A 23,462-nucleotide genomic window follows, 5' to 3' on the forward strand; every position below is an offset into this window, starting at 1 on the left:
CCTCACCCGATCAGGTCCTTCGACCTGATCGGGATCTGCTCTAGTCGGCCCGCGGATGTGCCTTCCGCCAGCTGTCCAGCAGCCGGGCGGCATCCACGCCGGTATAGCGCTGGGTGGTGGAAAGGCTGGCATGGCCCAGCAGTTCCTGGATGGCGCGGAGATCCGCGCCGGCGCCCAGCAGATGGGTGGCGAAGGAATGGCGCAGCGCATGCGGCGTGGCGCTCTCCGGCAGGCCGGCCAGCCGCCGGTAGTGGCGCAGCGCCCGTTGCGCCACCGCCGCATCCAGCCTGCCGCCCCGCGCGCCGAGGAACAGGGGCTGATCGGCTGAGGGATGGCCGCGCAGGCGCAGATAGGCCGCCACGGCCTCCGCCACGGCCGGCAGGACCGGGACGACGCGCTCCTTCTGCCCCTTTCCGCGGATCCGCAGGCCGATGCCGGCCCGTGGAGCGTCCCGCACATCCAGCCCCAGCGCCTCGGAGATCCGCAGGCCGCAGCCGTAGAGCAGGGTGAAGAGGGCCTGGTCCCGCGCCGCCATCAGGGGGTCGGCCTCCACGCTGCCGGTGTCGCGCGCCACCTCCCGCGCCTGCTCGGCGGTCAAGGGCCTGGGCGCGGGGGGGACCACCCGGGGGCCGCGCAGCGCCGCCAGTGCCACGGGCGTCATTCCATGGCGCCGGGCCAGGAAGCGCAGGAAGCCCCGGATCGCCGCCAGTTGCCGCGCCCGGGTGGCATTGCCGACACCGTCGCGCATCGCCCGCTCGGCCAGGAAGGCGCGCAGATCGGCGGGGCGGAGCGCCGCCAGCGCGGCGAGGTCCGGCTCGCCGCCGAGATGCCGGTTGAGGAAGCCCAGGAAGTCCGCCAGATCGGCGCCATAGGCGGCCAGGGTGTGCGGGCTGGCGCGCCGCTCGCGCGCCAGCCAGTCCAGCCATTGCTCGCGCGCCGCCAGCCCGGTGACCGGCTCCGTCATCGCAACAGCGCCGTGGCCAGGGCGCGGGCGAGGAAGAGCAGCTGCGCCGCGCTGCCCCGCGCCGGCAGGTCCGCGACGCCGCGCGCGCCCAGCACCAGCAGGGCGGGAGGGCCAGGCAGCGGAACGCGGACCAGCGCGTCGGAGGTGATCAGCCCGGCGGCCTCGGCATGCAGCAGGGAAAGGTCGGTCGGCCTGGTGCGCAACAGCGCGTCGCGGCCGGCCGGCATCAGCCGGGCGACGCTGCCCGCCGGCAGGAAAAGCCGGTGCGCCGAGGGCAAGTCCTCCGTGGCCAGGGCGCAATGCGCCAGGCCGAGCAGGGCGGGCCATTCCTGGTGCACCGTCTCGGCCGGCTCATGGCTGGCGATCAGGGCCAGGATGGCGGCGCGGATGCGGGCGGCGAAGCCGTCGCCCTCGCGCAGGGCATCGGCCATGTCGCGCGTTGCGGCGCGCTCGGCGGCCAGCATCGCCGCCATGTGGTCAGTCAGCGTCTCGCCATGGACGCGGCGCGGCGGCGCCAGCATCCGGTAGAGATCCGGCCGTTCCGCCAGGAAGCCGGGATGGTCGCGCAGCCAGGCGGCGACGGCATCCGGGTTCACGGCGGCAGGGCCGGGCCGGGTCAGGCGCCCCGCCTCACAGGATGCTCTGCCCGGTTTTCTTCCAGTCGGCCAGGAAGGCCTCCAGGCCGCGATCGGTCAGCGGGTGGCGGATGAGCTGGCGGATCACGGCGGGGGGCAGCGTCGCCACCTCGGCGCCCAGCTTGGCCGCCTGCACCAGATGGAGCGGATGCCGCACCGAGGCGACCAGCACCTCGGTCCGCAGCGCCGGATAGGCGCGGTAGATCTGCACGATGTCGGCGATCAGCTGCATGCCGTCCTGGGCGATGTCGTCCAGCCGGCCGACGAAGGGCGAGATGTAGGCAGCCCCCGCCTTCGCCGCGAGCAGCGCCTGGGCGGCCGAGAAGCAGAGGGTGACGTTGACCGGCGTGCCCTCGTTGGACAGGGCGCGGCAGGTGCGCAGCCCGGCCTCGGTCAGCGGCACCTTGACCGCGACGTTGCGGGCGATGTCGCGCAGGTAGCGGCCCTCGGCCAGCATGCCCTCGTAATCCGTCGCGGTCACCTCGGCCGAGACCGGGCCGGGGGTGATGTCGCAGATCTCGGCGATCACCTCCGCCATCCGCCGCCCCGACTTGGCGATCAGCGAGGGGTTGGTGGTGACGCCGTCGACCATGCCGAGCTCGGCGAGGGCGCGGATCTCGGAGACCTCGGCGGTGTCGACGAAGAACTTCATGCTGGGAATCCCGTGGGGGCCGCGGGTGCCCCGCCGCCGTTGCGTTTTCGTTCCTGCGGGGCAGCATAGCGGATGCCGGGTGTTGAACGAAAGTCCGGCGCGGCGGAGAAGGGAGCGATGGCCCGTCTGCCCGTGCTGCTGCCCCTGCCGCTCGCCGGCGCCTACGACTACCGCGTGCCGGCCGGCATGGTGCCGCCGGAACGGGGCAGCTTCGTCGTCGTGCCGCTGTCCGGGCGGCTGATGATCGGCGTGGTCTGGGACGGCGAGGCCGATCCCGACCTGTCCGAGAAGCGGCTGCGCGACATCCAGTCGGTGCTCGATGTGCCGCCGATGACGGAGAGCCTGCGCCGCTTCGTCGACTGGGTGGCGGCCTATACGCTGAGCCCGCCCGGCGCGGTGCTCCGCATGGCGATGAGCGCGCCCTCGGCGCTGGAGCCGCCGGCGGCGAAGGCGGGCTGGCGCCTCTCGCCGCTGGGCGCGCGGGCCAAGCGCGGGGAGGCGGCGGCGCGGCTGACCGAGGGCCGCCGCCGCGTGCTGGACGTGATGGAGCCCGGCGAGGTCCATCCGCCGGGGGAGGTCGCCACCGAGGCCGGCGTCTCTCCCGGCGTGGTGCGCGGCATGGCCGATGCGGGGCTGCTGGAGAGCGCCCTGCTGCCGCCGGGCCAGGCCTTCCCGGCGCCGGATCCGCGGCGCCCCGGCCCGGCGCTGGGGGAGGCCCAGGCGGAGGCCGCCACGGCGCTGCGCGCCGCCGTCGCGGCGCGAGGCTTCGGCGTGACCCTGCTGACCGGCGTCACCGGCTCGGGCAAGACCGAGGTCTATCTGGAGGCGGTGGCCGAATGCGTGGCGCAGGGCCGGCAGGCGCTGGTGCTCCTGCCCGAGATTGCCCTCTCGACCCAGTGGCTGGAGCGTTTCGAGGCCCGCTTCGGGGTGCCGCCGGCGCTCTGGCACTCGGAGCTCGGCAGCCGGCGGCGGCGCGACACCTGGCGGGCGGTGGCGGAAGGGAAGGTCGCGGTCCTGGTCGGCGCCCGCTCGGCGCTCTTCCTGCCCTATCCCGAGCTCGGCCTGATCGTCGTGGACGAGGAGCACGAGACCGCCTTCAAGCAGGAGGACGGCGTCGTCTACTCGGCGCGCGACATGGCGGTGGTGCGTGCCCGGCTGGCCGGGGCCGCCTGCGCCCTGGTCTCCGCGACACCCAGCCTCGAGACGCTGGTGAACGCCGAGAGCGGCCGCTACGCCGCCCTTCACCTGCCGACGCGGCATGGCGGCGCGGCGCTGCCCGAGGTCGTGGTCATCGACCAGCGCGTGGCGCCGCCGGAGCGGGGGCGCTTCCTGAGCCCGGCCCTGGTCGCCGCGGTGCGCGAGACGCTGGCCGCCGGGCAGCAGGCCATGCTGTTCCTGAACCGCCGCGGCTACGCGCCCCTGACCCTCTGCCGCGCCTGCGGCCACCGCCTGCGCTGCCCCAACTGCACCGCCTGGCTGGTCGAGCACCGGCTGCAGCGCCGGTTGCAATGCCACCATTGCGGCCATGCCGAGCCGATCCCGCCCGCCTGCCCGGAATGCGGCGCCGAGGGCAGCCTGACCCCGCTCGGCCCCGGCGTGGAGCGGGTGCAGGAGGAGGCGGCCGAGCTGTTCCCCGAGGCGCGGCGGCTGGTCATGGCCTCGGACACCATTCCCGGCCCGCTGGCGGCGGCCGAGGCCGCGCGATCCATCGCCGCGCGCGAGGTGGACCTGATCATCGGCACGCAGATCGTCGCCAAGGGCTGGCATTTCCCGCATCTGACGCTCGTCGGCGTGGTCGATGCCGATCTCGGCCTGGCCGGGGGCGACCTGCGCGCCGCCGAGCGGACGGTGCAGCTGCTGCACCAGGTGGCGGGCCGCGCCGGGCGTGCCGAGGCGCCGGGGCGGGTGCTGCTGCAGAGCTGGAACCCGGACCACCCGGTGCTGCAGGCCCTCGTCGCCAACGACCTCGACGCCTTCATGGCCACCGAGGCGGAGCAGCGCCGGCCCGGGCACTGGCCGCCCTTCGGCCGGCTGGCGGCGCTGATCATAAGCGCCGAGGACGAGCGGGAGGCCGACCGGGCGGCGCGCGACCTCGGGCTTGCCGCGCCACGCGCCGAGGGGGTGGAGGTGCTGGGCCCGGCCCCCGCGCCGCTCGCCCTGCTGCGCGGGCGGCACCGGCGGCGGCTGCTGCTGAAGGCCCGGCGCGAGGTGATGGTGCAGCCGCTGCTGCGGGCCTGGCTGGCCCGGGTGCCGCTCCCCGCCTCGGTCCGCGTGCAGGTGGATGTCGATCCCGTAAGCTTCCTGTGACGGTTGCTCTCCGCCACGGTCTTGCGCGCCCTGCGATACGGAGGGGCGGAAACAGGTGCGGACGGTGAACGTGCGGTAACGAATCCGTCCTACCCCCCGTTGCCGCCCTGCGACAAGCCGTGTTAATGCCGGCGCGCCGCGACGGGCCTGCCCGACGCGTCGATTTCATGTCCAATCGCCGTCAGGGGATGCCCGCAGGGGCCGCTCGGATGCGCGGGGGGACGCCGGGAAAGCAAGAGAACGGGATTCTCCGTGGCCTCCGAAGCGACCAACGTCTCGCCGAACGCGACGCATCATCCCTCCGGCCTGTCCCAGCGCTACGCGCTGGCGCTGCTGGAACTTGCCAAGGACAGGAAGTCGGTGGACGCGGTCGCCGCCGACCTGGAGCGCCTCCAGGAGCTCTGGCAGAACGACGCGCCCTTCCGCGCCTTCATCGAGGATCCGCGCCTGGACGCCAGCGCCCAGCGGCGCGGCGCCTTCGCGGTCCTCGACCGGGTCGGCATCAGCGGCGATGTCCGCAACCTGATCGGCGTGCTGATCGCCAACCGGCGCCTGCCCTCCCTGCCGTCGGTCATCGCCGCCTTCGGCGCGCTCCTCGCCGAGCAGCGCGGGCAGCAGACCGCCGAGGTGGCCACCGCCCATCCGCTGACCGACACCCAGCGCACGCAGCTCGCGGCGCGGCTGACGGAAGCCGGCTATTCCAACGTGAAGCTGGTCGAGCGCGTCGATCCCACCCTGCTCGGTGGCCTGGTCGTTCGCCTCGGCTCCCGCCTCTACGACAGCTCTATCAAGTCCAAGCTGCAACGCCTGCAATATGCCATGAAGGGGGCCGCCTGATGGAAATCCGTCCCGCCGAGATCTCGGAGATCCTGAAGCAGCAGATCGCCGGCTTCGACGCCGATGCGAATGTTGCCGAAGTCGGCACCGTGCTGAGCGTGGGCGACGGCATCGCCCGCGTCTACGGCCTGCAGAATGTCATGGCCGGTGAGCTGGTCGAGTTCCCCGGAGCCGGCCTGAAGGGCATGGCGCTGAACCTCGAGACCGACAATGTCGGCGTCGTGATCTTCGGCGACGACCGCCAGGTCCGCGAGGGCGACACCGTCTCCCGCACCGGCGACATCGTCTCCGTGCCGGTGGGCAAGGGCCTGCTCGGCCGCGTGGTCGACGGCCTGGGCAATCCCATCGACGGCAAGGGCCCGCTGACGGACGTCAAGCAGGCGCTGGTCGAGGTGAAGGCGCCGGGCATCATCCCGCGCAAGTCCGTGCACGAGCCGATGCAGACCGGCATCAAGGCGATCGACGCGCTGATCCCGATCGGCCGCGGCCAGCGCGAGCTGATCATCGGCGACCGCCAGACCGGCAAGACGGCCGTCATCATCGACACCATCATCAACCAGAAGCCGATCAACGCTTCGGGCGATGAGGCCAAGAAGCTCTACACGATCTACGTCGCCGTCGGCCAGAAGCGCTCCACCGTCGCGCAGCTCGTGCGCACGCTGGAGGAGAACGGCGCCCTCGAATACTCGATCATCGTCGCCGCCACCGCCTCCGACCCGGCGCCGATGCAGTTCCTGGCGCCCTATACCGGCTGCGCCATGGGCGAGTTCTTCCGCGACAACGGCATGCATGCGGTCATCTTCTACGATGACCTGTCGAAGCAGGCCGTGGCCTACCGCCAGATGTCGCTGCTGCTGCGCCGCCCGCCGGGCCGCGAGGCCTATCCGGGCGACGTCTTCTACCTGCACTCGCGCCTGCTCGAGCGCGCGGCGAAGATGAACGACGATTTCGGCGCCGGCTCGCTGACCGCCCTGCCGGTGATCGAGACCCAGGCCGGCGACGTCTCCGCCTATATCCCGACCAACGTGATCTCGATCACGGACGGGCAGATCTTCCTGGAGACCGAGCTGTTCTTCAAGGGCATCCGCCCGGCCGTGAACGTCGGCCTCTCGGTCAGCCGCGTCGGCTCCGCCGCCCAGATCAAGGCGATGAAGCAGGTGGCCGGCAAGATCAAGCTGGAGCTGGCGCAGTACCGCGAGATGGCGGCCTTCGCCCAGTTCGCCTCCGACCTCGACGCTTCCACCCAGGCCCTGCTGGCCCGTGGCGCGCGCCTGACCGAGCTGCTGAAGCAGCCGCAGTACAGGCCGGTCCCAGTCGAGGAGCAGGTGCTGTCCCTCTTCGCGGGTGTGCGCGGCTACCTCGACCGGATCGAGGTCTCCAAGGTCGGCGCCTTCGAGTCCCAGCTGCTGTCCTCGGTCAAGGCGAACGCGCCGGAGATCCTGGAGAGCATCCGCGACAAGAAGGAGATCACCAAGGAGAACGAGGCGAAGCTGGTGTCCTTCATGGACGACTTCGCCAAGTCCTTCTCGGCCTGAAGGCGGGTCCAGGGAGCGATCCATGGCCAACCTCAAGGAATTGCGGGGACGCATCAACAGCGTCAAGTCGACCCGCAAGATCACCCAGGCGATGAAGATGGTCGCGGCGGCGAAGCTCCGCCGCGCCCAGCAGCAGGCCGAGGCGGCGCGGCCCTATGCCGAGCGGATGGCGCGCATGCTCGCCTCGCTCGGCCAGGCCGTGGCCGGCAATCCGGACGCGCCGAAGCTCCTGGTCGGCAGCGGCGGCGACAGGACGCACCTGCTGATCGTGGTGTCCGGCGAGCGTGGCCTGGCTGGCGCCTTCAACACCAATGTCGGCCGCTTCGCGCGCAACCGCATCCGCGAGCTCGAGGCCCAGGGCAAGACCGTCAAGGTGCTGGCGGTCGGCCGCAAGGGCGCCGCCTACCTGAAGCGGGAATTCGCCTCCCGCATCGTCGGCGAGGTGTCCTTCCAGGGCAAGAAGCGCGTCGGCTTCGAGGAGGCGCAGGAGATCGCGACCCGCGTCACCGCCATGCTCGAGGCGGGCGAGTTCGATGTCTGCACGCTGGTCTTCAACCACTTCCGCAACGTCATCAGCCAGGTGCCGACGGCGCAGCAGCTGATCCCGGCCGAGCTGCCGGCGGCGAAGGAGGCGGCGGAGGCCCCGGGCGAAGTGGGCGCGTGGTACGAGTATGAGCCGGACGAGGCCACCATCCTGGCGCAGATCCTGCCCAAGAACCTGGCCATCCAGATCTACCGTGCCATCCTGGACAGCACCGCCGGCTTCTACGGCAGCCAGATGAACGCGATGGACAACGCCACGCGCAACGCGGGCGAGATGATCAACAAGCTGACCCTGACCTACAACCGTACCCGCCAGGCCAATATCACCAGCGAGCTGATCGAGATCATCTCCGGGGCCGAGGCACTCTGAGGGGAATGAGCACTGCCATGAAGAACAACGTTGGCAAGGTCACCCAGGTCCTGGGCGCCGTGGTGGACGTGCAGTTCCCCTCCGAACTGCCCTTCATCATGAACGCGCTGACCACCAAGATCGGCGACCGCACCCTGGTGCTGGAAGTGGCGCAGGAGCTCGGCGAGCGCACCGTGCGCTGCATCGCCATGGACACGACCGACGGCCTGGTCCGCGGGACCGAGGTGGTCGACACCGGCAAGGGCATCGCCGTGCCGGTGGGCGAGGGCACGCTGGGCCGCATCCTGAACGTCATCGGCGAGCCGATCGACGAGCGCGGCCCGGTCCCGCACGACAAGGTCTACACCATCCACCGCGAGGCGCCGGCCTTCGACGAGCAGGCGACGGCGGCCGAGATCCTGGTGACGGGCATCAAGGTCATCGACCTCCTGGCCCCCTACCTGAAGGGCGGCAAGATCGGCCTCTTCGGCGGCGCCGGCGTCGGCAAGACCGTGACCATCCAGGAGCTGATCAACAACATCGCCAAGGGCCATGGCGGCGTGTCGGTCTTCGCCGGCGTGGGCGAGCGCACCCGTGAGGGCAACGACCTCTACCACGAGATGATCGACGCCGGCGTCATCAAGCTGGGCGAGAACACCACCGAGGGTTCCAAGGTGGCGCTGGTCTATGGCCAGATGAACGAGCCGCCGGGCGCCCGCGCGCGCGTGGCGCTGTCGGGCCTGTCGATGGCGGAGTACTTCCGTGACGAGCAGGGCCAGGACGTCCTGTTCTTCATCGACAATATCTTCCGCTTCACCCAGGCGGGCGCCGAGGTCTCGGCGCTGCTGGGCCGCATCCCCTCCGCGGTGGGCTACCAGCCGACGCTGGCCACCGACATGGGCGCGCTGCAGGAGCGGATCACCTCGACCAAGAAGGGCTCGATCACCTCGGTGCAGGCCATCTACGTGCCCGCCGACGACCTGACCGACCCGGCGCCCGCCACCTCCTTCGCCCACCTGGACGCGACCACGGTTCTGTCGCGTTCCATCGCGGAGCAGGCGATCTTCCCGGCCGTGGACCCGCTGGACTCCACCAGCCGCGCCCTCGACCCGCGCATCATCGGCGACGAGCACTACAACACCGCCCGCGAGGTGCAGAGGATCCTGCAGACCTACAAGTCGCTGCAGGACATCATCGCCATCCTGGGCATGGACGAGCTGTCCGAGGACGACAAGCTGATCGTGGCGCGCGCGCGCAAGATCCAGCGCTTCCTGTCGCAGCCCTTCCATGTGGCCGAGGTCTTCACCGGCACCCCGGGCGTGTTCGTGAAGATCGAGGACACGGTCCGCTCCTTCGCCGCCATCTGCAAGGGCGAGTACGACCACCTCCCCGAGGCCGCCTTCTACATGGTCGGCACCATCGAGGACGCGGTGAAGAAGGGCGAGAGCCTCAAGGCCGCGGCCTGAGCATCCGAGGGGGAACCGACCCATGGCGACCTTCAACCTGGAACTGGTCAGCCCGGAGAAGCTCCTCCTCTCCCGCCCCGTCGAGATGGTCATCATCCCGGCGGCGGAGGGCGAGATGGGGGTGCTGCCCGGCATGGCACCGATGATCGTGGCCCTCCGGGGCGGCGTCATCCAGGTGCAGGAGAACGGCCAGATCACCGAGAAGCTGTTCGTCATGGGCGGCTTCGTGGAGATCACGCCGGCCCGCGTGACGGTACTGGCCGACGAGGCCACGCCGGTCGCCCAGCTCTCCCGCGCCGAGGCCTCGGCCCGCGTGCGGGAGGCCGAGGCGGCCTACAACCAGGCGGCGTCCGGCGAGGCGCCGGAAGTGCGCGAGGCGGCGATGGATCGCCTCCTCGCCGCGCGCGAGATGGAGACGGCCGCCGAGGCCGCCTGAGCCCGCGGCCCTCTTTCCGGTCTGGCAGCGCCGTCCGCCACCAGCGGGCGGCGTTTTCATGTCCGACGGGGCAGGGAGAGGATCACAACCCAAGGTCGTGGAATCTCCTCGCGCTCCCCTGGCATGATGCTAGGGTGGACGGCATGACGATCGAGACAGCCCGCGAGACAGGGAGCCGGCTTTGCCTGCCCGCGTGACCCGCCGCGGCCTGGGCCTTCTCGGCCTGTCCGCGGCCGCTCCGGCCCTGGCGGCGCCCGCCGCCGGGGGGCTGGCCGCCATCGCCCGCGCCCGCGGCATCACCTTCGGCGCCGCCGCCCAGCACAGCCTGCTGACCGGGGATGCCGCCTATGCCGCGGCCTTCGCCGCCGAGGCCGGCCTGCTCGTTCCGGAATGGGAGGCCAAGTGGGCCGATCTGCAGCCGGAGGAAGGCCGATTCGACACCGCGCCGCTGGATGGCCTGCTGTCCTGGGCCCAGGAGCGGGCGATGCCCGTCCGGGGCCATGCGCTGGTCTGGCACAACGCCATGCCCGATTGGCTCGGCCGGGCGCTGGCCGAGGGGCGCGAGCGCGCGCTCTCGGTGATGGCGGCGCATTTCGACAAGGTCCTCGCGCACACGCGGCTGCGGATCCGCGACTGGGATGTGGTCAACGAACCCGTCGCCAATCCTCCCGGCAGCGACGTGCCGCAGGCGGGCGAGGGCACGCTGCGGGACACGCCCTGGCTGCGCGCCCTGGGGCCCGCCTATATCGACACCGCCCTGCGCATGGCGCGGGAGCGCGATGCGACCCTGCGCCTCACCCTCAACGAGTATGGCATCGAGGAGGACACGCCCGACGCCGCCGAGAAGCGCCGGCGGCTGCTCGACCTTCTGCGCGGCCTGCTGGAGCGCGGCGCGCCGCTCGACGCGGTGGGCATCCAGGCCCATCTGCAACTGCGGCGCCCCTTCAGCCCGGCCCCCTTCGCCGCCTTCCTGGCCGAGCTGCGGCGCATGGGCCTGGCCGTCCTGATCACCGAGATGGACATCCGCGAGGCGCCGGACGCGCCGGCCTCCCTCCCGGCGCGCGACGCGCTGGTGGCCGAGCGGGCCTATGCATTCGTCTCCACGGCGTTGGAGGGTGGCGCGCGCAGCGTGCTGACCTGGGGCCTGTCCGATCGGTATTCCTGGCTGCGGCAGGAGCCGGCGGTGGCGCTGGGGCCGGATCGCAGCCATCGCGGCCTGCCGCTGGACGAGGAATGGCGGCGCAAGCCCATGTGGCAGGCCCTGGCGCGGGCCTTTCAGGGGGGGTGAGGGCGGAAAGCGGGCCGCGGGGGGCAGACAAGGCGGCCGGCCGGGTGTTTCCTGCGCGCCGCAGATGCTGGAGCGCCCATGGACCTCGCCACTCTCGAAACCCCCGTGCCGGTCGTCGACCTCGATATCGTCGAGGCCAATCTGAAGCGCATGCAGGCCTATTGCGACGCCCATGGCATCGCGCTGCGGCCGCATATCAAGACGCACAAGATCCCGCGCCTGGCGCTGCACCAGGTGGAGCTTGGCGCGCGTGGCATCACCTGCCAGAAGCTGGGCGAGGCCGAGGTCATGGCCGCGGCCGGGCTGGACGATATCCTGATCTCCTATCCGCTGCTCGGCGCCGGCAAGGCGGAGCGGCTGGCGGCGCTGTCCCGCCGCGTGCGGATGCGGGTCTCGGTGGACAATCCCGTCGCCGTCGCCACCGCCGCGGAGGCGGCCCGGCAGGGGGCTGAGATCGGCCTGCTGGTCGAGTTCGATTCCGGCAATGGCCGCACCGGCGTCACCAGCATCGACGGCGTGGTGGAGCTGGCCCGGCGCATCCGCGAGACCCCGGGGCTGCGCTATGACGGGCTGATGAACTACCCGGTCAGCCCGCGCACCGGCGAGATCCTGCGCGAGCTGCTGCCGCGGCTGAAGGCGGAGGGGCTGGAGCCCGCCATCATCTCCGGCGGCGGCACGCCCAATGCCTTCCGCACGCACGAGATGGCGCCCGTCACCGAGCTTCGCGTCGGCACCTATATCTACAACGACCGCATGCAGGTCGCCGCCGGCCATGCCGGCTGGGAGGATTGCGCCTTCGCCCTGCATGTCACGGTGATCAGCCGCCCCGAGCCGCACCGCGCCATCATCGATGCCGGCTCCAAGACCTTCGCCGCCGACATCATGCCGGCCGGGCCGCAGGAGGGGCATGGCTACTTCCCCGACTACCCCGGCGCCCGGCTGGAGAAGATGAGCGAGGAGCACGGCATGGTGGATCTCTCCGGCTGCGACCGGAAGCCCGAGATCGGCCAGCGCCTGCGGGTCATTCCCAACCATGTCTGCCCGGTCAGCAATCTGCACGACCGGATCGCGGTGACGCGCGGCGGCGCCTTCCAGGAGTTCTGGGACGTGGCGGCGCGCGGCCGCAGCCAGTGACACGACCCGAGTGACACGAGAGGAGTTCACGATGAGCGCCGAAGACCGCCTGGCCGCCCTGGGCCACACCCTGCCCACCGTCGGCAAGCCGCTGTTCAACTACGTGCCGTTCCGCCGCGCCGGCGACATCGCCTTCCTCTCCGGCCAGGTGCCGCGCCTGGCCGATGGCACGGTGATCGCCGGCAAGGTGGGGGCCGGGATGAGTGTGGAGGAGGCGCAGAAGGCCGCGGTCCTCTGCGGCCTGCATCTTCTGGCGGTCGCGAAGGTGGCGGCGGGCTCGCTGGAGAAGGTGGAGATGCTGAAGATCTTCGGCATGGTGAACGCCACGCCGGAGTTCGGCCAGCAGCCCAAGGTGATCGACGCCTGCTCGAACCTGATGGTCGAGGTGCTGGGCGAGCGTGGCCGGCATGCCCGCTCGGCGGTCGGCATGGGCTCGCTGCCCTCGGACGTGCCGGTCGAGATCGAGGCGGTGATCCGCATCCTGGACTGAGACGGCGGGGCCGGGCGGGAGTGCCCCCGCCCGGCGGCCTCCCCTAGCGGGGGGCCTCCCGGCTGGCGTGCCCGCCCACGATGGAATATCTCCCCCGTCATGCGCTACATCTCCACCCGGGGCGAGGCCCCAGCCCGCGATTTCGAAGGCGTCCTGCTGGCCGGCCTCGCCGAGGATGGCGGGCTGTTCATGCCGGAGTCCTGGCCGCTGCTCTCCGCCGCCGAGTGGCGCGGCCTGCGCGGCAGGCCCTATGCCGAGGTGGCGGCGCACCTCATGGCGCCCTTCGCCGAAGGCGCGCTGGACCGTGAGACCCTGCTGCGCCTGACCCGCGCCGCCTATTCCGGTTTCGGCCATGCCGCCACGGCCCCGCTGGTGCAGATCGAGCCGCGCCTCTTCGCGCTGGAGCTGTTCCACGGCCCGACGCTCGCCTTCAAGGACATGGCGATGCAGCTGCTGGGGCGGCTCTTCGACCATGCGCTGGAGAAGCGTGGCGAGCGCGTGACCATCATCGGCGCCACCTCGGGCGATACCGGCTCGGCCGCCATCGAGGCCTGCCGCGACCGCCGCGCGATCGACGTGGTCATCCTCCATCCCGAGGGCCGCACCTCCGAGGTGCAGCGGCGGCAGATGACCACCGTGCTCTCGCCCAATATCCGCAACATCGCCATCCAGGGCAGCTTCGACGACTGCCAGGACCTGGTGAAGGCGATGTTCAACGACGCGTCCTTCCGCCAGGAGATGCGGCTCTCGGCGGTGAACTCCATCAACTGGGCGCGCATCGCGGCGCAGGTGCCCTATTACGCCTATGCCGCCCTGGCGCTCGGCGCCCCGGACCGCCCGGTGGCGGTCTCGGTGCCCACCGGCAATTTCGGCAATGTGCTGGCCGCCTGGGTGGCCCGCCGCATGGGCCTGCCGATCGAGCGTCTGATCATCGGCGCCAACCGCAACGACATCCTCGCCCGCTTCCTGGCGGCGAACGACATGTCGATCCAGGGCGTGGCGCCGAGCCTCTCGCCCAGCATGGACATCCAGGTCTCGTCCAATTTTGAGCGGCTGCTCTTCGAGCTGCTGGGCCGCGACGCGGCGGCCACGGCCGGGATCATGCGCCGCTTCCGCGCCGAGGGCCGCATGCCGGTGCCCGACGCCGCCTGGCGCAAGGCGGCCGGCCTGTTCCATGGCTTCGCGCTGGACGATGAAGGCACCCTGGGCGAGATCCGCCGCCTCCATGCCGGGAGCGGCTATCTGGCCGATCCGCACACGGCGATCGGCACCGCCGCGGCGCGGGCGCACCTGCCGCCCGAGGGCATCCCGGTGATCGTCGCCGCCACGGCGCATCCGGCCAAGTTCCCGGACGCGGTGGAGCGCGCCACCGGCATCCGCCCGCCGCTGCCGGCGCGGATGGCCGATCTCTACGAGCGGGAGGAGCGCCTTTCCACCCTGCCCAACGCCCTGGCGGCGGTGGAGGAGGCGGTGCGGCAGCACGGGCGGCGCAACCGCGCGGACTGAGGGGCGGGCGCCTCTCTGCCGCAGCGCGTCATGATGAGGGTCGCATCGCGGCGGTGCCGGCATTACATTGCGCGTAATGACCGCCTCTTCGCCTGCCATCCGATCGAACGCCCCCTCGGCCGCCGCGCCGGCGGGCGCCCCCGGCGGGCCGACCACAGGAACCTTCCTTATGTCTGAACCGGTGCGGCTGACGCGCCTGCCCAACGGGCTGACCATCGTCTCCGAGACCATGCCGCGGGTCGAGACCGTCTCGATCGGCGCCTATGTCCATGCCGGCACGCGGGACGAGACAGCGGCCGAGAACGGCGCCTCCCACTTCCTGGAGCACATGGCCTTCAAGGGCACGGCCCGGCGCGACGCCGCCTCCATCGCCCGCGAGATCGAGAATGTCGGCGGCCATCTCAACGCCTATACGGCGCGCGAGCAGACGGCCTACTACGCCAAGGTGCTGAAGGAGGACCTGCCGCTGGCGGCGGATATCCTCGGCGACATCCTGACCCATTCCACCTTCGTGCCGGAGGAGCTGGAGCGCGAGCGCGGCGTCATCCTGCAGGAGATCGGCCAGGCCAACGACACGCCGGACGACATCGTCTTCGACCACTTCCAGGCCACGGCCTTCCCCGACCAGCCGATGGGCCGGCCGACGCTAGGCACCGAGGCGGTGATCGGCGCCATGCCGCGCGAGGTGCTGACCGGCTATATGCGCCGCCACTACGGCCCGAGCCGCATGGTGGTCGCCGCCGCCGGAGCGCTGGAGCACGAGGCCCTGGTCTCGCTCGTGGAGCGCCACTTCGCCGACCTGCCGGTCGTCACGCCCACCGCCTCCGAGGTCGCGCGCTATGGCGGCGGCGAATTCCGCGAGGAGCGGGAGCTCGACCAGGTGCATGTCGTGCTCGGCTTCGAGGGGCCGGCCGTGGCGACGGCGATGCACTACCCGACCATGCTGCTCTCCACCCTGCTCGGCGGCGGCATGTCCTCGCGCCTGTTCCAGGAGATCCGCGAGCGGCGGGGGCTGGTCTACTCGATCTATTCCTTCGCCCAGCCGTTCCGCGATGGCGGCCTCTTCGCCCTCTATGCCGGCACCGGCGAGGAGCAGGCGGCGGAGCTGGTGCCGGTGGCGCTGGAGGAACTGCGTCGCGTCCAGCACGACGTGACGGAGGAGGAGCTGGCGCGGGCCAAGGCGCAGCTGCGCGCCTCGGTGCTGATGTCGCTGGAATCCACCGGCAGCCGGTGCGAGCAGCTGGCGCGGCAGATCCAGGTGCATGGCCGCGTCATCCCGGCCGAGGAGACCAAGGCGAAGATCGCCGCGGTCACGGTCGAGCAGGTGCAGCAGGCGGCGGCGATGATCTTCCGCTCGCGGCCGACGCTGGCCGCCCTCGGCCCCGCCGGCAAGGTGCCCGGCCTGCCCGCCATCGCCGAGAAGCTGGCCGCATGAACCGGCTGGAGCGGCTGCAGGATCTGGTCCGTGCCGCCCGCTCCGCCGGAGCCGGCGCCGCCGACGCGCTGCTGGCCAGCGGCACCGCCCTCTCGGTGCAGCGGCGGCTCGGCCGGATCGAGCACCTGGAACGCTCCGAGGGGCTGGATCTGAGCCTCCGGGTCCTGGTCGGCGGGCGGCAGGCCATCGTCTCCACCACCGACCCCGACCCGCGTGGCTTCCAGGCCCTGGCCGAGCGGGCCGTCGCCATGGCGCGGGCCGTGCCGGAGGACCGCTTCGCCGGGCTTGGCGCGTACCACCCCTTCCGCCCGCTCGACCTCGAGCTGGACGATCCCGCCGAGCCCGATGCCGACGCCCTGCTGGCGCGTGCCGCCGTGGCGGAAGAGGCGGCGCTGGCCGTCCCGGGCGTGAGCAACAGCGAGGGCGCCGAGGCCGGTTTCTCCCGCACCGCCATCGCCCTCGTGACATCGGACGGCTTCGCCGGCGAGTATGCCCGCAGCGGCCATTCCCTCTCGGTGACGGCGCTGGCCGGCAGCGGTACGGGCATGGAGCGCGATTACGACTACAGCAGCGCGGTCCACCTGTCCGATCTTGAGGACCCCGCCAGCCTGGGCCGCGCGGCCGGCGAGCGCGCGGTGCGGCGGCTCCGCCCGGCCCGGCCGCGCACGGCCCGGCGCACGGTGATCTATGATCCCCGCGTGGCCGGCTCGCTGGCCGCTCATCTCGCCGGGGCGCTGAACGGCGCGGCGGTGGCGCGGGGCACGTCCTTCCTGCGCGACAGCATGGGGCAGCGGGTGCTGGCCGCCGGCCTCAGCCTGCGCGACGACCCGCTGCGCCGGCGCGGCCTGCGCTCCCGTCCCTTCGATGGGGAAGGGATGCCGGGCGCCGCCCTGGCGCTGGTCGAGGACGGGATCCTGGCGAGCTGGGTGCTGGACTGGCGCAGCGCCCGGCAACTGGGCCTCGCCTCCACCGGCCATGCCAGCCGCGGCATTTCCGGCCCCCCCGCGCCTTCCACCACGAACCTTTGGCTGGACGGCGGCAGCGGCACGCCGGAGGCCCTGATGGCCGATATCGGGGAGGGCCTCTACGTCACCGAGATGATCGGCTCCGGCGTGAACGGCGTCACCGGCGACTACAGCCGGGGCGCCTCCGGCTTCATGATCCGCGATGGAGAGCTGGCCGAGGCGGTCAGCGGCATCACCATCGCCGGCAATCTCAAGGAGATGTTCCTCAACATGGCGGCGGCCGGCGACCTCCGCTTCCGCCGGGGAACCGACGCGCCGACCCTGCGCGTCGAGGGGCTGACCGTCGCGGGCAGCTGAGGCCGGGCCGGGAGGGCGTCCCGGCCCCGCATCGGTCAGGCCGCGCGGACCTCGGAGATGAAGCCGCGCACCTCGCCGCTCAGCCGCTCCGACTGACGCGACAGTTCGCCCGAGGCCGCCAGGACCTGGCTGGCCGCGGCGCCCGTGCTCTCGGCGCCATGGCTGACGGCGGCGATGGTCTCCGAGACGGCATTGGTGGCATGCGCCGTCTCCGTCACGGTGCGGGCGATCTCCGCCGTCGCGGCGCCCTGCTGCTCGACCGCCGAGGCGATGGCCACGGTGATGCTGCTCACGGCGTCGATGGTGCCGGTGATGGCCTGGATATCGCTCACCGCCTGCTGCGTCGCCGCCTGGATCTGCGCGATCTGGCTGCCGATCTCCTCGGTCGCCTTCGCGGTCTGCGCGGCCAGCGACTTCACCTCGCTCGCCACCACCGCGAAGCCCTTGCCGGCCTCGCCGGCCCGCGCCGCCTCGATCGTCGCGTTCAGCGCCAGCAGGTTGGTCTGCCCGGCGATGGTGCTGATCAGCCCCACCACCTCGCCGATCCGCGCCGCACCCTCGGCCAGGGCCCGCACCGTGGCGTCGGTGCGCTGCGCGTCCTGCACCGCGCGGGCGGTGACGCCGGTCGCCTGGCTGACCTGCCGGCTGATCTCGCCGATCGAGGCGGTCAGCTCCTCGGCGGCGGTGGCCACGGTCTGGACGCCGTGGCTGGCCTGGCGCGCGGCCTCCAGCACCGTGCCCGCCTGGCGCCCGGTATCGCCGGCATTGCCGGTCATGGTGCGGGCGGTGGCCTCCAGCTCGGTCGAGGCGGAGGAGAGCATGCCCACCATGTCCCCCACCTTGCCCTCGAAGCGGGCCACCATCTCGCCCAGGGCGGCGGCGCGGCGCTCCTTGGCGGCGCGTTCGGCCTCCTGCGTGGCGGAGAGCGCATCGGCCTCGCGCAGCCCGGCGCGGCATTCGTCGAGCGCCCGGGCCATGTCGCCGATCTCGTCGCGCCGCCGCAGGGCGGGCAGCTCGAAGCCATAGTCGCGCCGCGCCAGGCGGCGCAGGGATTTGGAGAGGCACAGGACGTTGCGCGCCAGGTCACGGTCCAGCCAGCCCAGGCTGACGATCCCGATGGCCAGCGCCAGCAGCGCGCCGATCAGGGTGCCCCAGATCGCCCGTGTGAAGATCCGGTCCGCCTCCTGCGCCGCCGTGGCGGCGCCACGCTCATTGAAGGCGATCAGCGGCTCGAGGCTGTTGAAGACCTCGTTGACCGAGCGCGCCGAGGTATTGAAGGCCTGCCGGCCCTGCTCCGCCTCCATGTCGAGGATGAGGCCGACCTCGGTCTGATAGCGCCGGTAGGTCTGCCGGAAGATCTCGAAGAGGCGCCGCTCCTCGGCCTCGGTCAGGTAGGGCCGCAGGTCCTCCGTCATCTGATGGACCTGCTCGCTCATGGCACGGACCTCGGTGCCGATCTGGCGGCGCTCGGCCGGATCCTCGCTGGCGATCTGCCGGGCGGTGCGGGTCCGCTCGCGGGAGATGGCGTATTGCAACTGGCTCAGCCGTTTGACGGCGGGCATCCAGTTGGTCTGGATATCGACCAGCCCGGCATTCACCTGGCGCAGCTCCAGCAGGCTGTAGCCGCTGTTGCAGATGCCGCAGATCAGCATGGCCCCCAAGGCAAGGATCACCTTGCTGCGGATGCTGAGCCCTTGCAGGAAAGAAACCATTATCCGTGACTCACGATGTGCGTGAGGCGGCATTAGAGGGGCTGGCGGTTAACAATCCGTGCCGGGCCCGGGGCACGGGGAGCCTTATTTCCCGGTGCCTTCCCCGCCGCTTTGGGCGAGGTGGCGGAATTCCCGGACCAGCCGATCATAGACCGGCCGGCGAAACGCGACGACGATCCCCGGCAGGTCCTCCAGCCGCGCCCAGCGCCAGGCGTTGAACTCGGGATGCGGGTCGAGGTCCAGGCGGATCTCGGACTCCTCGCCCAGGAAGCGCAGGGCGAACCATTTCTGCTCCTGCCCCCGGAAGCGGCCCCGCAGCGCCTTGCCGATCAGCTCCGGCGGCAGGTCGTAGCGCAGCCAGTCCGCGACCTCGCCGATGATCTCGGCCTTCCCGGTGCCGATCTCCTCGGCCAGTTCCCGCAGCACCGCCGCGCGGGGATCCTCGCCCTCGTCCAGCCCGCCCTGCGGCAACTGCCAGGCCTCGGCCACCACGTCGGCGCGGCGGGCGATCAGCACGCGGCCATCGCGGTTGAACAGCACGGCGCCGACATTGCGGCGGTAGGGAAGGTCGGACATCGGCTAGTCGGTGCCTCGCGAAGCGGGGGTGCTGCCAGGAGGATAGGATCCTGGGGGATAGGTCAGGGCGCTGACCGGCGCCAGCACCAAGTCGCGCGCCGCGAGCCCCGCCGCCCAGCCGGCGATGGCATCGACCAGCAGCGGCGCGGGCTCCGCCGCCAGGCCCAGGGCATGGCCCCGGCGGCGGGCCAGGGCTTCCAGAAGGGCCAGCCGGCGATCCACCTCACCCCGGGTCAGGGGCTCGTCCAGCACCAGGTCCACGCTGGCGCCCCAGGCGGCGGCCGGCTCCGGCGCGCCGGGCCGGGCCTCGACGTAGTAGAGGCCACGCTCGGCCAGGCTGTCCTGGAGGGCCTCCAGCGGCGCCGCCTCGGCGGCGAAGCGCTCGCCGCGCCAGCCGCCGGTGGCGCCGATGGCGCCGGCATAGCCGCCGATGGCGCCGAGCGCGCGCAGCAGCCGCTCGCGGTTCTCGGCCGGCGACAGGCTGGCGCGCAGCAGGTCCGGGGCCAGGGGCATGCCGAGGGAATCGAGCGGCAGGGCCAGCAGCATCTCCATGCCGCGCTGGCGGGCCAGGGATTGCAACGCCCGCGCGCGGGGCAGGCGCGGGCTGAAGGCGGGCGTGACCTCGGCCGGCAGGCGGTGCAGCGCCGCCTCGGCCCGCTCGGCCACGAATCCCATGCCGATGACGAGCGCGATGCGCGGCCGGGTTTCTCCGGCGAGGAAGGGGCGGGCATAGACCTCCCTGGCCTCCCGCCCATCGCCGGCGCGGCGCGGGATCGCGCCGGCCGGGCCGGTCTCGAGCAGGTCCTCCAGGGGCGGGGGGATCGGGGCCGCCGCGCCGCCCCTGCCGTCACGCGGCGGCAGGGGCGGTGGCGAGGGGGCTTCCGGCAGGCCGGGCGGCGCCGGCGGTGCGACAGCAAGTTCGCTGACGGTCTCGCCGAAGGGCGGGGGATGGGGCGGGGGATGGGGCAGGGGATGCGGCGGCGAGGGCGCCTTGGCGGCTTCGGGGGGTGACGGCACCGGGGCCGGCGCGGGTTCCGGCACCGCCGGCGCGGGGGCGCCTTGCGCTGGCGCGACCGGCTCCCGCCTGTCCTGGCGCGGCGGGGCCGGTTCGGCTGGGCCCAGGAGATGGAGCGTCAGCGCCGTTGTCGCCGCCGCCGTCGCCACCAGCGCCCAGAACACGCCCAGGGCCCGCCAGCCCATTCCTGTCCGGAAGGCGGGCCGGCGGGCGTGACCGGACATGGCGCCCCCCGCCGACGCCCCGTGGCCTCAGCGCGCCGCGCGCCGCTGCGGGTCCGCCGCGGCCCAGGCGCGCAGCAGGCCCACCGCCTGCTGCAGCTGGAAGTCGGTTTCCGGCTTGGTCGGGTCGAAGGACGGCGCGCCCTCGGGCGGCATCTTCTGCACCTTCTCGGCCACGCCCCCGGGCAGGTTCATCGGCGGCAGCGGGGCGGTGGGGTGGGTGTCATTGTCGTTGCGCAGCGCCTTGCGCAGATCCGCCTCGCGGTCCCGCAGCGGCGCATTGCCCTCCTCCCGCGTCGCCAGCACCTCGATGTCGGGGGTGATGCCGAGCGCCTGGATCGAGCGGCCGGAGGGCGTGTAGTAGCGCGCCGTGGTCAGGCGGATGGCGCCATTGCCGGGGATCGGCATGACGGTCTGGACGCTGCCCTTGCCGAAGGACTTGGTGCCCAGCACGATCGCCCGTCGGTGGTCCTGCAGGGCGCCGGCGACGATCTCGCTGGCCGAGGCCGAGCCGCCATTGACCAGCACCACGATCCTGAAGCCCTCGGCGATGTCGCCCGGCTTGGCGTTCCAGCGCTGGCCATCCTCCGGGCGGCGGGCGCGGGTGGAGACGATCTCGCCGCGGTCCAGGAAGTCGTCCGCCACCTGCACCGCCTGATCCAGCAGGCCGCCCGGATTGTTGCGCAGATCCAGGATGACGCCCTTCAGGTTGTTGCCGGCCTGCTGCTTCATGGTGCCGAGGGCGCGCCGCAGCGCTGTGTCCGTCTGCTCGTTGAAGGAGGAGAGGCGGACATAGGCCACATCCTCGCCCTCGATCCGGAAACGCGCGACCTGCGGGCGGATGACGTCGCGGGTGATGGCCAGCTCGAGCGGCGCGTCGGTGCCGGGGCGGCGGATGGTGATCTTGATGGTGCTGCCGCGCTCGCCCCGCATCTGGTCAACCGCTTCCTGCAGGCTGAGACCCTGCACGGAATTGCCGTTCAGATGCGTGATCAGATCGCCCGGCTTGACCCCGGCCTTGGCCGCCGGCGTGTCGTCGATCGGGCTGATCACCTTGACGTAGCCGCCCTCCTGGCTGACCTCGATGCCGAGGCCGCCGAACTCGCCCCGCGTCTGCACCTGCATGTCGCGGAAGGAGCGGGCGTTCATGTAGCTGCTGTGCGGGTCGAGGCCCTGCAGCATTCCGTTGATGGCGGATTCGATGACATCGCGGTCGTTCACCGGCTCGACATACTCGGCGCGGACGCGCTCGAAGACATCGCCGAACAGGTTGAGCAGCCGGTAGGTCTCGGCATTGCGGCCGGCCTCCTGCGCGATGGCGGAGACGATCGGCGGCGCCACCACCGGCCCCAGCACGGCACCGGCGGCGAAGGCAGCCGCAACCATACCCACCGTGCGCAATCCCGACTTCATGCGGTGACGCTTCATGCGGTCAACGATCCTTTCGTCGCGGCCCTACAGCCTGGCCATAGCGGCCGTTACCCGTGGCGCCAACCCGGTGACACCGGCCGGAGATCCTTCCCAGGATCTTCCGGGCCCGGCGCCATCCCATTCCATCCGTCCCGCCGCGCCGCCTCCGCCAGGGGCAAAGCCTGCCGGATCCGGGCGGACAGTACCGCGATTCCACCTGCCGGGGGCAAACTGAAACCTTTCTGAACAGTCAGATGGACATGGTCACCCTCGCCCGCGGTACCAACTCTTCGGATCGACCGGCTGGCCCTTCCGGCGCAGCTCGACATACAGATTGGCCCGGCCCGAATCCTCCGCCGCGCCAAGCTGCCCCACCGCCTCGCCCGCCACCACGCGGGCGCCGAGCCTGGCATCCAGCCGGTCCATCCCGGCGAGCACGAAATGGTAGCCGCCGCCGCAATCGACAATCAACAGCTGGCCATAGCTGCGGAACGGACCGGCGAAGGCGATACTGCCGCCGCAAGGGCTCACCACCCGCGCGCCAGCCGGCGCGGCATAGGTCAGGCCACGCGACGGGCCGCCCGCGCCGCCTTCGCCGAAGTCCCGCGTGATGCGTCCCGCCACCGGCTGCGCGCGGCCGGCGCTAGGTTGGGGGGCGCTGGGGCGGGGGGCGGAGGGCGGCGGGGTGCGGGCGGCCTGCTCCCGCCGCGCCTGCTCGCGCTCCCGAAGCACCTCGCGCTCGCGCTCCAGGGCGGCGCGGGCCTCGGCGTCCCGCGCGGCGCGTTGCCGCGCGGCCAGGGCCTCCGCCTCGCGCTCGGCGCGCTGGCGGGCGGCCTGCTCCGCCGCCTGCCGCTCGCGCTCGGCTCTCGCCCGCGCCTCGGCCTCCGCCTTCGCGCGGGCCTGTTCCAGGCGGTCGAGCATCTCGCGCAGATCGCTGGCGCGGGCGGCCGTGGCGGCGGCCCGGGCCGCCGCCTCCATCTCCTCCTGCTCGGCGCGGCCGCGTTGCGCCTGCGCGGCGAGCAGCGCCTCCTCCACGGCGGCGGCGGCGGCCCTGACCTCGGCCCGGGCCCCGGCCAGCCGTGCCGCCTCATCCTCGGCCTGGCGGCTGGCCTCCGCGGCCACGGCCTGGGCCTCGCGCAGCGCCGTCGCCTCGGCCGAGAGGTGGCGCGTCAGGCTGCGCAGCACCAGCGCGCCGCGCAGCGCCGTCTCGGGATCGACCGGCACGGCCAGCAGCGTCTCGGACGGCCACTGGCCGAGGCGGCGCATGAGCGGCAGCAGCGGCGCCAGGGCATCGGCGCGCCGCCGCAGATCGACCAGGGCATTGTCGCGCACCTGGGCAGCCTCGCGCGCGCGGGCCTCGGCCTCGTCGGCGGCGGCATCGGCGGCCACGGCGCGGCGCCCCGCCTCGGCGCGCTGGCGGGCCAGGGCCTCCTCGGCCGCCGCCGCGGCCCGCGCCGCCTCGGCCGCCGCCGCCGCCGCCCGGTGCGCCTCGTGCGCGCTGCGCTCCGCCTCGCGCAGGGTCTCGGGGCTGGCCTGCTCCGGCCGGGCCGGGCCCGCCGCCAGCATCAACAGGGGTATCGCGAGAAGCAGGCGGAGCGGCAGGTGGGAGGTCCTCGCGAGGCAGGCGAT

The 23,462-nt window shown here is 72.5% G+C and carries 20 protein-coding genes; 12 read left to right on the plus strand and 8 right to left on the minus strand.

Features of this window, described 5'->3' with window-relative positions; genetic code table 11:
* Window positions 1–40: 40 nt before the first annotated feature.
* The 3 genes from ACF3NH_RS12225 to fsa are packed head-to-tail and all read right to left on the minus strand — an operon-like array spanning window position 41 to window position 2,251.
* On the minus strand, window positions 41–964 hold the full coding sequence (locus tag ACF3NH_RS12225) for a tyrosine recombinase XerC (RefSeq protein ID WP_422923122.1): 924 nt from the start codon (window positions 962–964) through the stop codon (window positions 41–43).
* Complete coding sequence (locus ACF3NH_RS12230; protein WP_422923124.1) at window positions 961–1,560, minus strand: hypothetical protein; 600 nt, start codon at window positions 1,558–1,560, stop codon at window positions 961–963. The genes ACF3NH_RS12225 and ACF3NH_RS12230 overlap by 4 nt, the downstream gene beginning before the upstream one ends.
* A gap of 34 nt (window positions 1,561–1,594) precedes the next feature.
* Window positions 1,595–2,251: a fructose-6-phosphate aldolase gene (fsa, locus tag ACF3NH_RS12235; protein ID WP_422923126.1), complete on the minus strand. Its 657-nt coding sequence runs from the start codon at window positions 2,249–2,251 to the stop codon at window positions 1,595–1,597.
* Window positions 2,252–2,323: 72 nt separating this feature from the next.
* Between fsa and ACF3NH_RS12240 the strand changes: the two genes are divergently transcribed.
* The 12 genes from ACF3NH_RS12240 to ACF3NH_RS12295 all read left to right on the plus strand — a co-directional run bounded on the left by ACF3NH_RS12240 (window position 2,324) and on the right by ACF3NH_RS12295 (window position 16,899).
* Window positions 2,324–4,558, plus strand: coding sequence for a primosomal protein N' (locus ACF3NH_RS12240; protein ID WP_457485952.1), 2,235 nt, complete (start codon window positions 2,324–2,326; stop codon window positions 4,556–4,558).
* Between the two features lie 252 nt (window positions 4,559–4,810).
* Window positions 4,811–5,395, plus strand: a complete 585-nt coding sequence (locus tag ACF3NH_RS12245) for a F0F1 ATP synthase subunit delta (RefSeq protein WP_422923130.1) — start codon at window positions 4,811–4,813, stop codon at window positions 5,393–5,395.
* Window positions 5,395–6,930 carry a F0F1 ATP synthase subunit alpha gene (gene atpA / locus ACF3NH_RS12250; RefSeq protein ID WP_198366525.1) on the plus strand — a complete coding sequence of 512 codons (1,536 nt, stop codon included), beginning with the start codon at window positions 5,395–5,397 and terminating at the stop codon, window positions 6,928–6,930. Before ACF3NH_RS12245 ends, atpA begins: the two co-directional genes overlap by 1 nt.
* Window positions 6,931–6,952: 22 nt before the next feature.
* Window positions 6,953–7,843, plus strand: coding sequence for a F0F1 ATP synthase subunit gamma (locus ACF3NH_RS12255; RefSeq protein WP_198366526.1), 891 nt, complete (start codon window positions 6,953–6,955; stop codon window positions 7,841–7,843).
* A 17-nt stretch (window positions 7,844–7,860) separates the two neighbouring features.
* Window positions 7,861–9,288 carry a F0F1 ATP synthase subunit beta gene (gene atpD, locus ACF3NH_RS12260; RefSeq protein WP_232477106.1) on the plus strand — a complete coding sequence of 476 codons (1,428 nt, stop codon included), beginning with the start codon at window positions 7,861–7,863 and terminating at the stop codon, window positions 9,286–9,288.
* Between the two features lie 22 nt (window positions 9,289–9,310).
* Complete coding sequence (gene atpC, locus ACF3NH_RS12265) at window positions 9,311–9,724, plus strand: ATP synthase F1 subunit epsilon (protein WP_198366528.1); 414 nt, start codon at window positions 9,311–9,313, stop codon at window positions 9,722–9,724.
* 181 nt (window positions 9,725–9,905) lie between these two features.
* Entirely contained in the window at window positions 9,906–11,012 is a 1,107-nt protein-coding gene (locus ACF3NH_RS12270) for an endo-1,4-beta-xylanase (protein ID WP_422923134.1), read from the plus strand.
* Between the two features lie 78 nt (window positions 11,013–11,090).
* Window positions 11,091–12,146 (plus strand): alanine racemase, encoded by a 1,056-nt coding sequence (locus ACF3NH_RS12275; protein WP_422923136.1) that lies wholly within the window; start codon window positions 11,091–11,093, stop codon window positions 12,144–12,146.
* 31 nt (window positions 12,147–12,177) lie between these two features.
* Window positions 12,178–12,636 carry a RidA family protein gene (locus ACF3NH_RS12280; protein WP_422923138.1) on the plus strand — a complete coding sequence of 153 codons (459 nt, stop codon included), beginning with the start codon at window positions 12,178–12,180 and terminating at the stop codon, window positions 12,634–12,636.
* A 99-nt stretch (window positions 12,637–12,735) separates the two neighbouring features.
* Window positions 12,736–14,142, plus strand: coding sequence for a threonine synthase (thrC, locus tag ACF3NH_RS12285; protein ID WP_422923140.1), 1,407 nt, complete (start codon window positions 12,736–12,738; stop codon window positions 14,140–14,142).
* Window positions 14,143–14,311: 169 nt separating this feature from the next.
* On the plus strand, window positions 14,312–15,577 hold the full coding sequence (locus ACF3NH_RS12290; protein ID WP_198366533.1) for a M16 family metallopeptidase: 1,266 nt from the start codon (window positions 14,312–14,314) through the stop codon (window positions 15,575–15,577).
* A complete protein-coding gene (locus ACF3NH_RS12295; protein ID WP_422923142.1) occupies window positions 15,574–16,899 on the plus strand; it encodes a TldD/PmbA family protein in 1,326 nt (441 codons plus the stop codon). The genes ACF3NH_RS12290 and ACF3NH_RS12295 overlap by 4 nt, the downstream gene beginning before the upstream one ends.
* Window positions 16,900–16,934: 35 nt before the next feature.
* On the opposite strand, the gene ACF3NH_RS12300 is transcribed toward ACF3NH_RS12295, so the two are convergent.
* The 5 genes from ACF3NH_RS12300 to ACF3NH_RS12320 form a co-directional block, all read right to left on the minus strand.
* Window positions 16,935–18,644 (minus strand): methyl-accepting chemotaxis protein, encoded by a 1,710-nt coding sequence (locus tag ACF3NH_RS12300; RefSeq protein WP_422923144.1) that lies wholly within the window; start codon window positions 18,642–18,644, stop codon window positions 16,935–16,937.
* 51 nt (window positions 18,645–18,695) lie between these two features.
* On the minus strand, window positions 18,696–19,187 hold the full coding sequence (locus ACF3NH_RS12305) for an RNA pyrophosphohydrolase (protein ID WP_422923146.1): 492 nt from the start codon (window positions 19,185–19,187) through the stop codon (window positions 18,696–18,698).
* A 3-nt stretch (window positions 19,188–19,190) separates the two neighbouring features.
* A complete protein-coding gene (locus ACF3NH_RS12310) occupies window positions 19,191–20,426 on the minus strand; it encodes a divergent polysaccharide deacetylase family protein (protein ID WP_422923148.1) in 1,236 nt (411 codons plus the stop codon).
* Window positions 20,427–20,453: 27 nt separating this feature from the next.
* Window positions 20,454–21,851, minus strand: a complete 1,398-nt coding sequence (locus ACF3NH_RS12315) for a S41 family peptidase (RefSeq protein WP_198366538.1) — start codon at window positions 21,849–21,851, stop codon at window positions 20,454–20,456.
* Window positions 21,852–22,097: 246 nt separating this feature from the next.
* A complete protein-coding gene (locus ACF3NH_RS12320; protein WP_198366539.1) occupies window positions 22,098–23,399 on the minus strand; it encodes a murein hydrolase activator EnvC family protein in 1,302 nt (433 codons plus the stop codon).
* Window positions 23,400–23,462 lie beyond the last annotated feature (63 nt).

It is taken from the genome of Pseudoroseomonas sp. WGS1072 (assembly GCF_049340465.1).
Lineage (GTDB): Bacteria > Pseudomonadota > Alphaproteobacteria > Acetobacterales > Acetobacteraceae > Pseudoroseomonas.

Bases quoted from the DNA above. Each gene is read 5' to 3' on its own strand.
- ACF3NH_RS12315 (WP_198366538.1), bottom strand. From the start codon at position 21,851: ATGAAGCGTCACCGCATGAAGTCGGGATTGCGCACGGTGGGTATGGTT.
- ACF3NH_RS12290 (WP_198366533.1), top strand. From the start codon at position 14,312: ATGTCTGAACCGGTGCGGCTGACGCGCCTGCCCAACGGGCTGACCATC.
- ACF3NH_RS12275 (WP_422923136.1), top strand. From the start codon at position 11,091: ATGGACCTCGCCACTCTCGAAACCCCCGTGCCGGTCGTCGACCTCGAT.
- ACF3NH_RS12255 (WP_198366526.1), top strand. From the start codon at position 6,953: ATGGCCAACCTCAAGGAATTGCGGGGACGCATCAACAGCGTCAAGTCG.
- ACF3NH_RS12305 (WP_422923146.1), bottom strand. From the start codon at position 19,187: ATGTCCGACCTTCCCTACCGCCGCAATGTCGGCGCCGTGCTGTTCAAC.
- ACF3NH_RS12280 (WP_422923138.1), top strand. From the start codon at position 12,178: ATGAGCGCCGAAGACCGCCTGGCCGCCCTGGGCCACACCCTGCCCACC.
- ACF3NH_RS12320 (WP_198366539.1), bottom strand. From the start codon at position 23,399: ATGCTGGCGGCGGGCCCGGCCCGGCCGGAGCAGGCCAGCCCCGAGACC.
- ACF3NH_RS12310 (WP_422923148.1), bottom strand. From the start codon at position 20,426: ATGTCCGGTCACGCCCGCCGGCCCGCCTTCCGGACAGGAATGGGCTGG.
- fsa (WP_422923126.1), bottom strand. From the start codon at position 2,251: ATGAAGTTCTTCGTCGACACCGCCGAGGTCTCCGAGATCCGCGCCCTC.
- ACF3NH_RS12225 (WP_422923122.1), bottom strand. From the start codon at position 964: ATGACGGAGCCGGTCACCGGGCTGGCGGCGCGCGAGCAATGGCTGGAC.
- atpC (WP_198366528.1), top strand. From the start codon at position 9,311: ATGGCGACCTTCAACCTGGAACTGGTCAGCCCGGAGAAGCTCCTCCTC.
- ACF3NH_RS12295 (WP_422923142.1), top strand. From the start codon at position 15,574: ATGAACCGGCTGGAGCGGCTGCAGGATCTGGTCCGTGCCGCCCGCTCC.
- atpD (WP_232477106.1), top strand. From the start codon at position 7,861: ATGAAGAACAACGTTGGCAAGGTCACCCAGGTCCTGGGCGCCGTGGTG.
- thrC (WP_422923140.1), top strand. From the start codon at position 12,736: ATGCGCTACATCTCCACCCGGGGCGAGGCCCCAGCCCGCGATTTCGAA.
- atpA (WP_198366525.1), top strand. From the start codon at position 5,395: ATGGAAATCCGTCCCGCCGAGATCTCGGAGATCCTGAAGCAGCAGATC.
- ACF3NH_RS12240 (WP_457485952.1), top strand. From the start codon at position 2,324: ATGCCGGGTGTTGAACGAAAGTCCGGCGCGGCGGAGAAGGGAGCGATG.
- ACF3NH_RS12300 (WP_422923144.1), bottom strand. From the start codon at position 18,644: ATGCCGCCTCACGCACATCGTGAGTCACGGATAATGGTTTCTTTCCTG.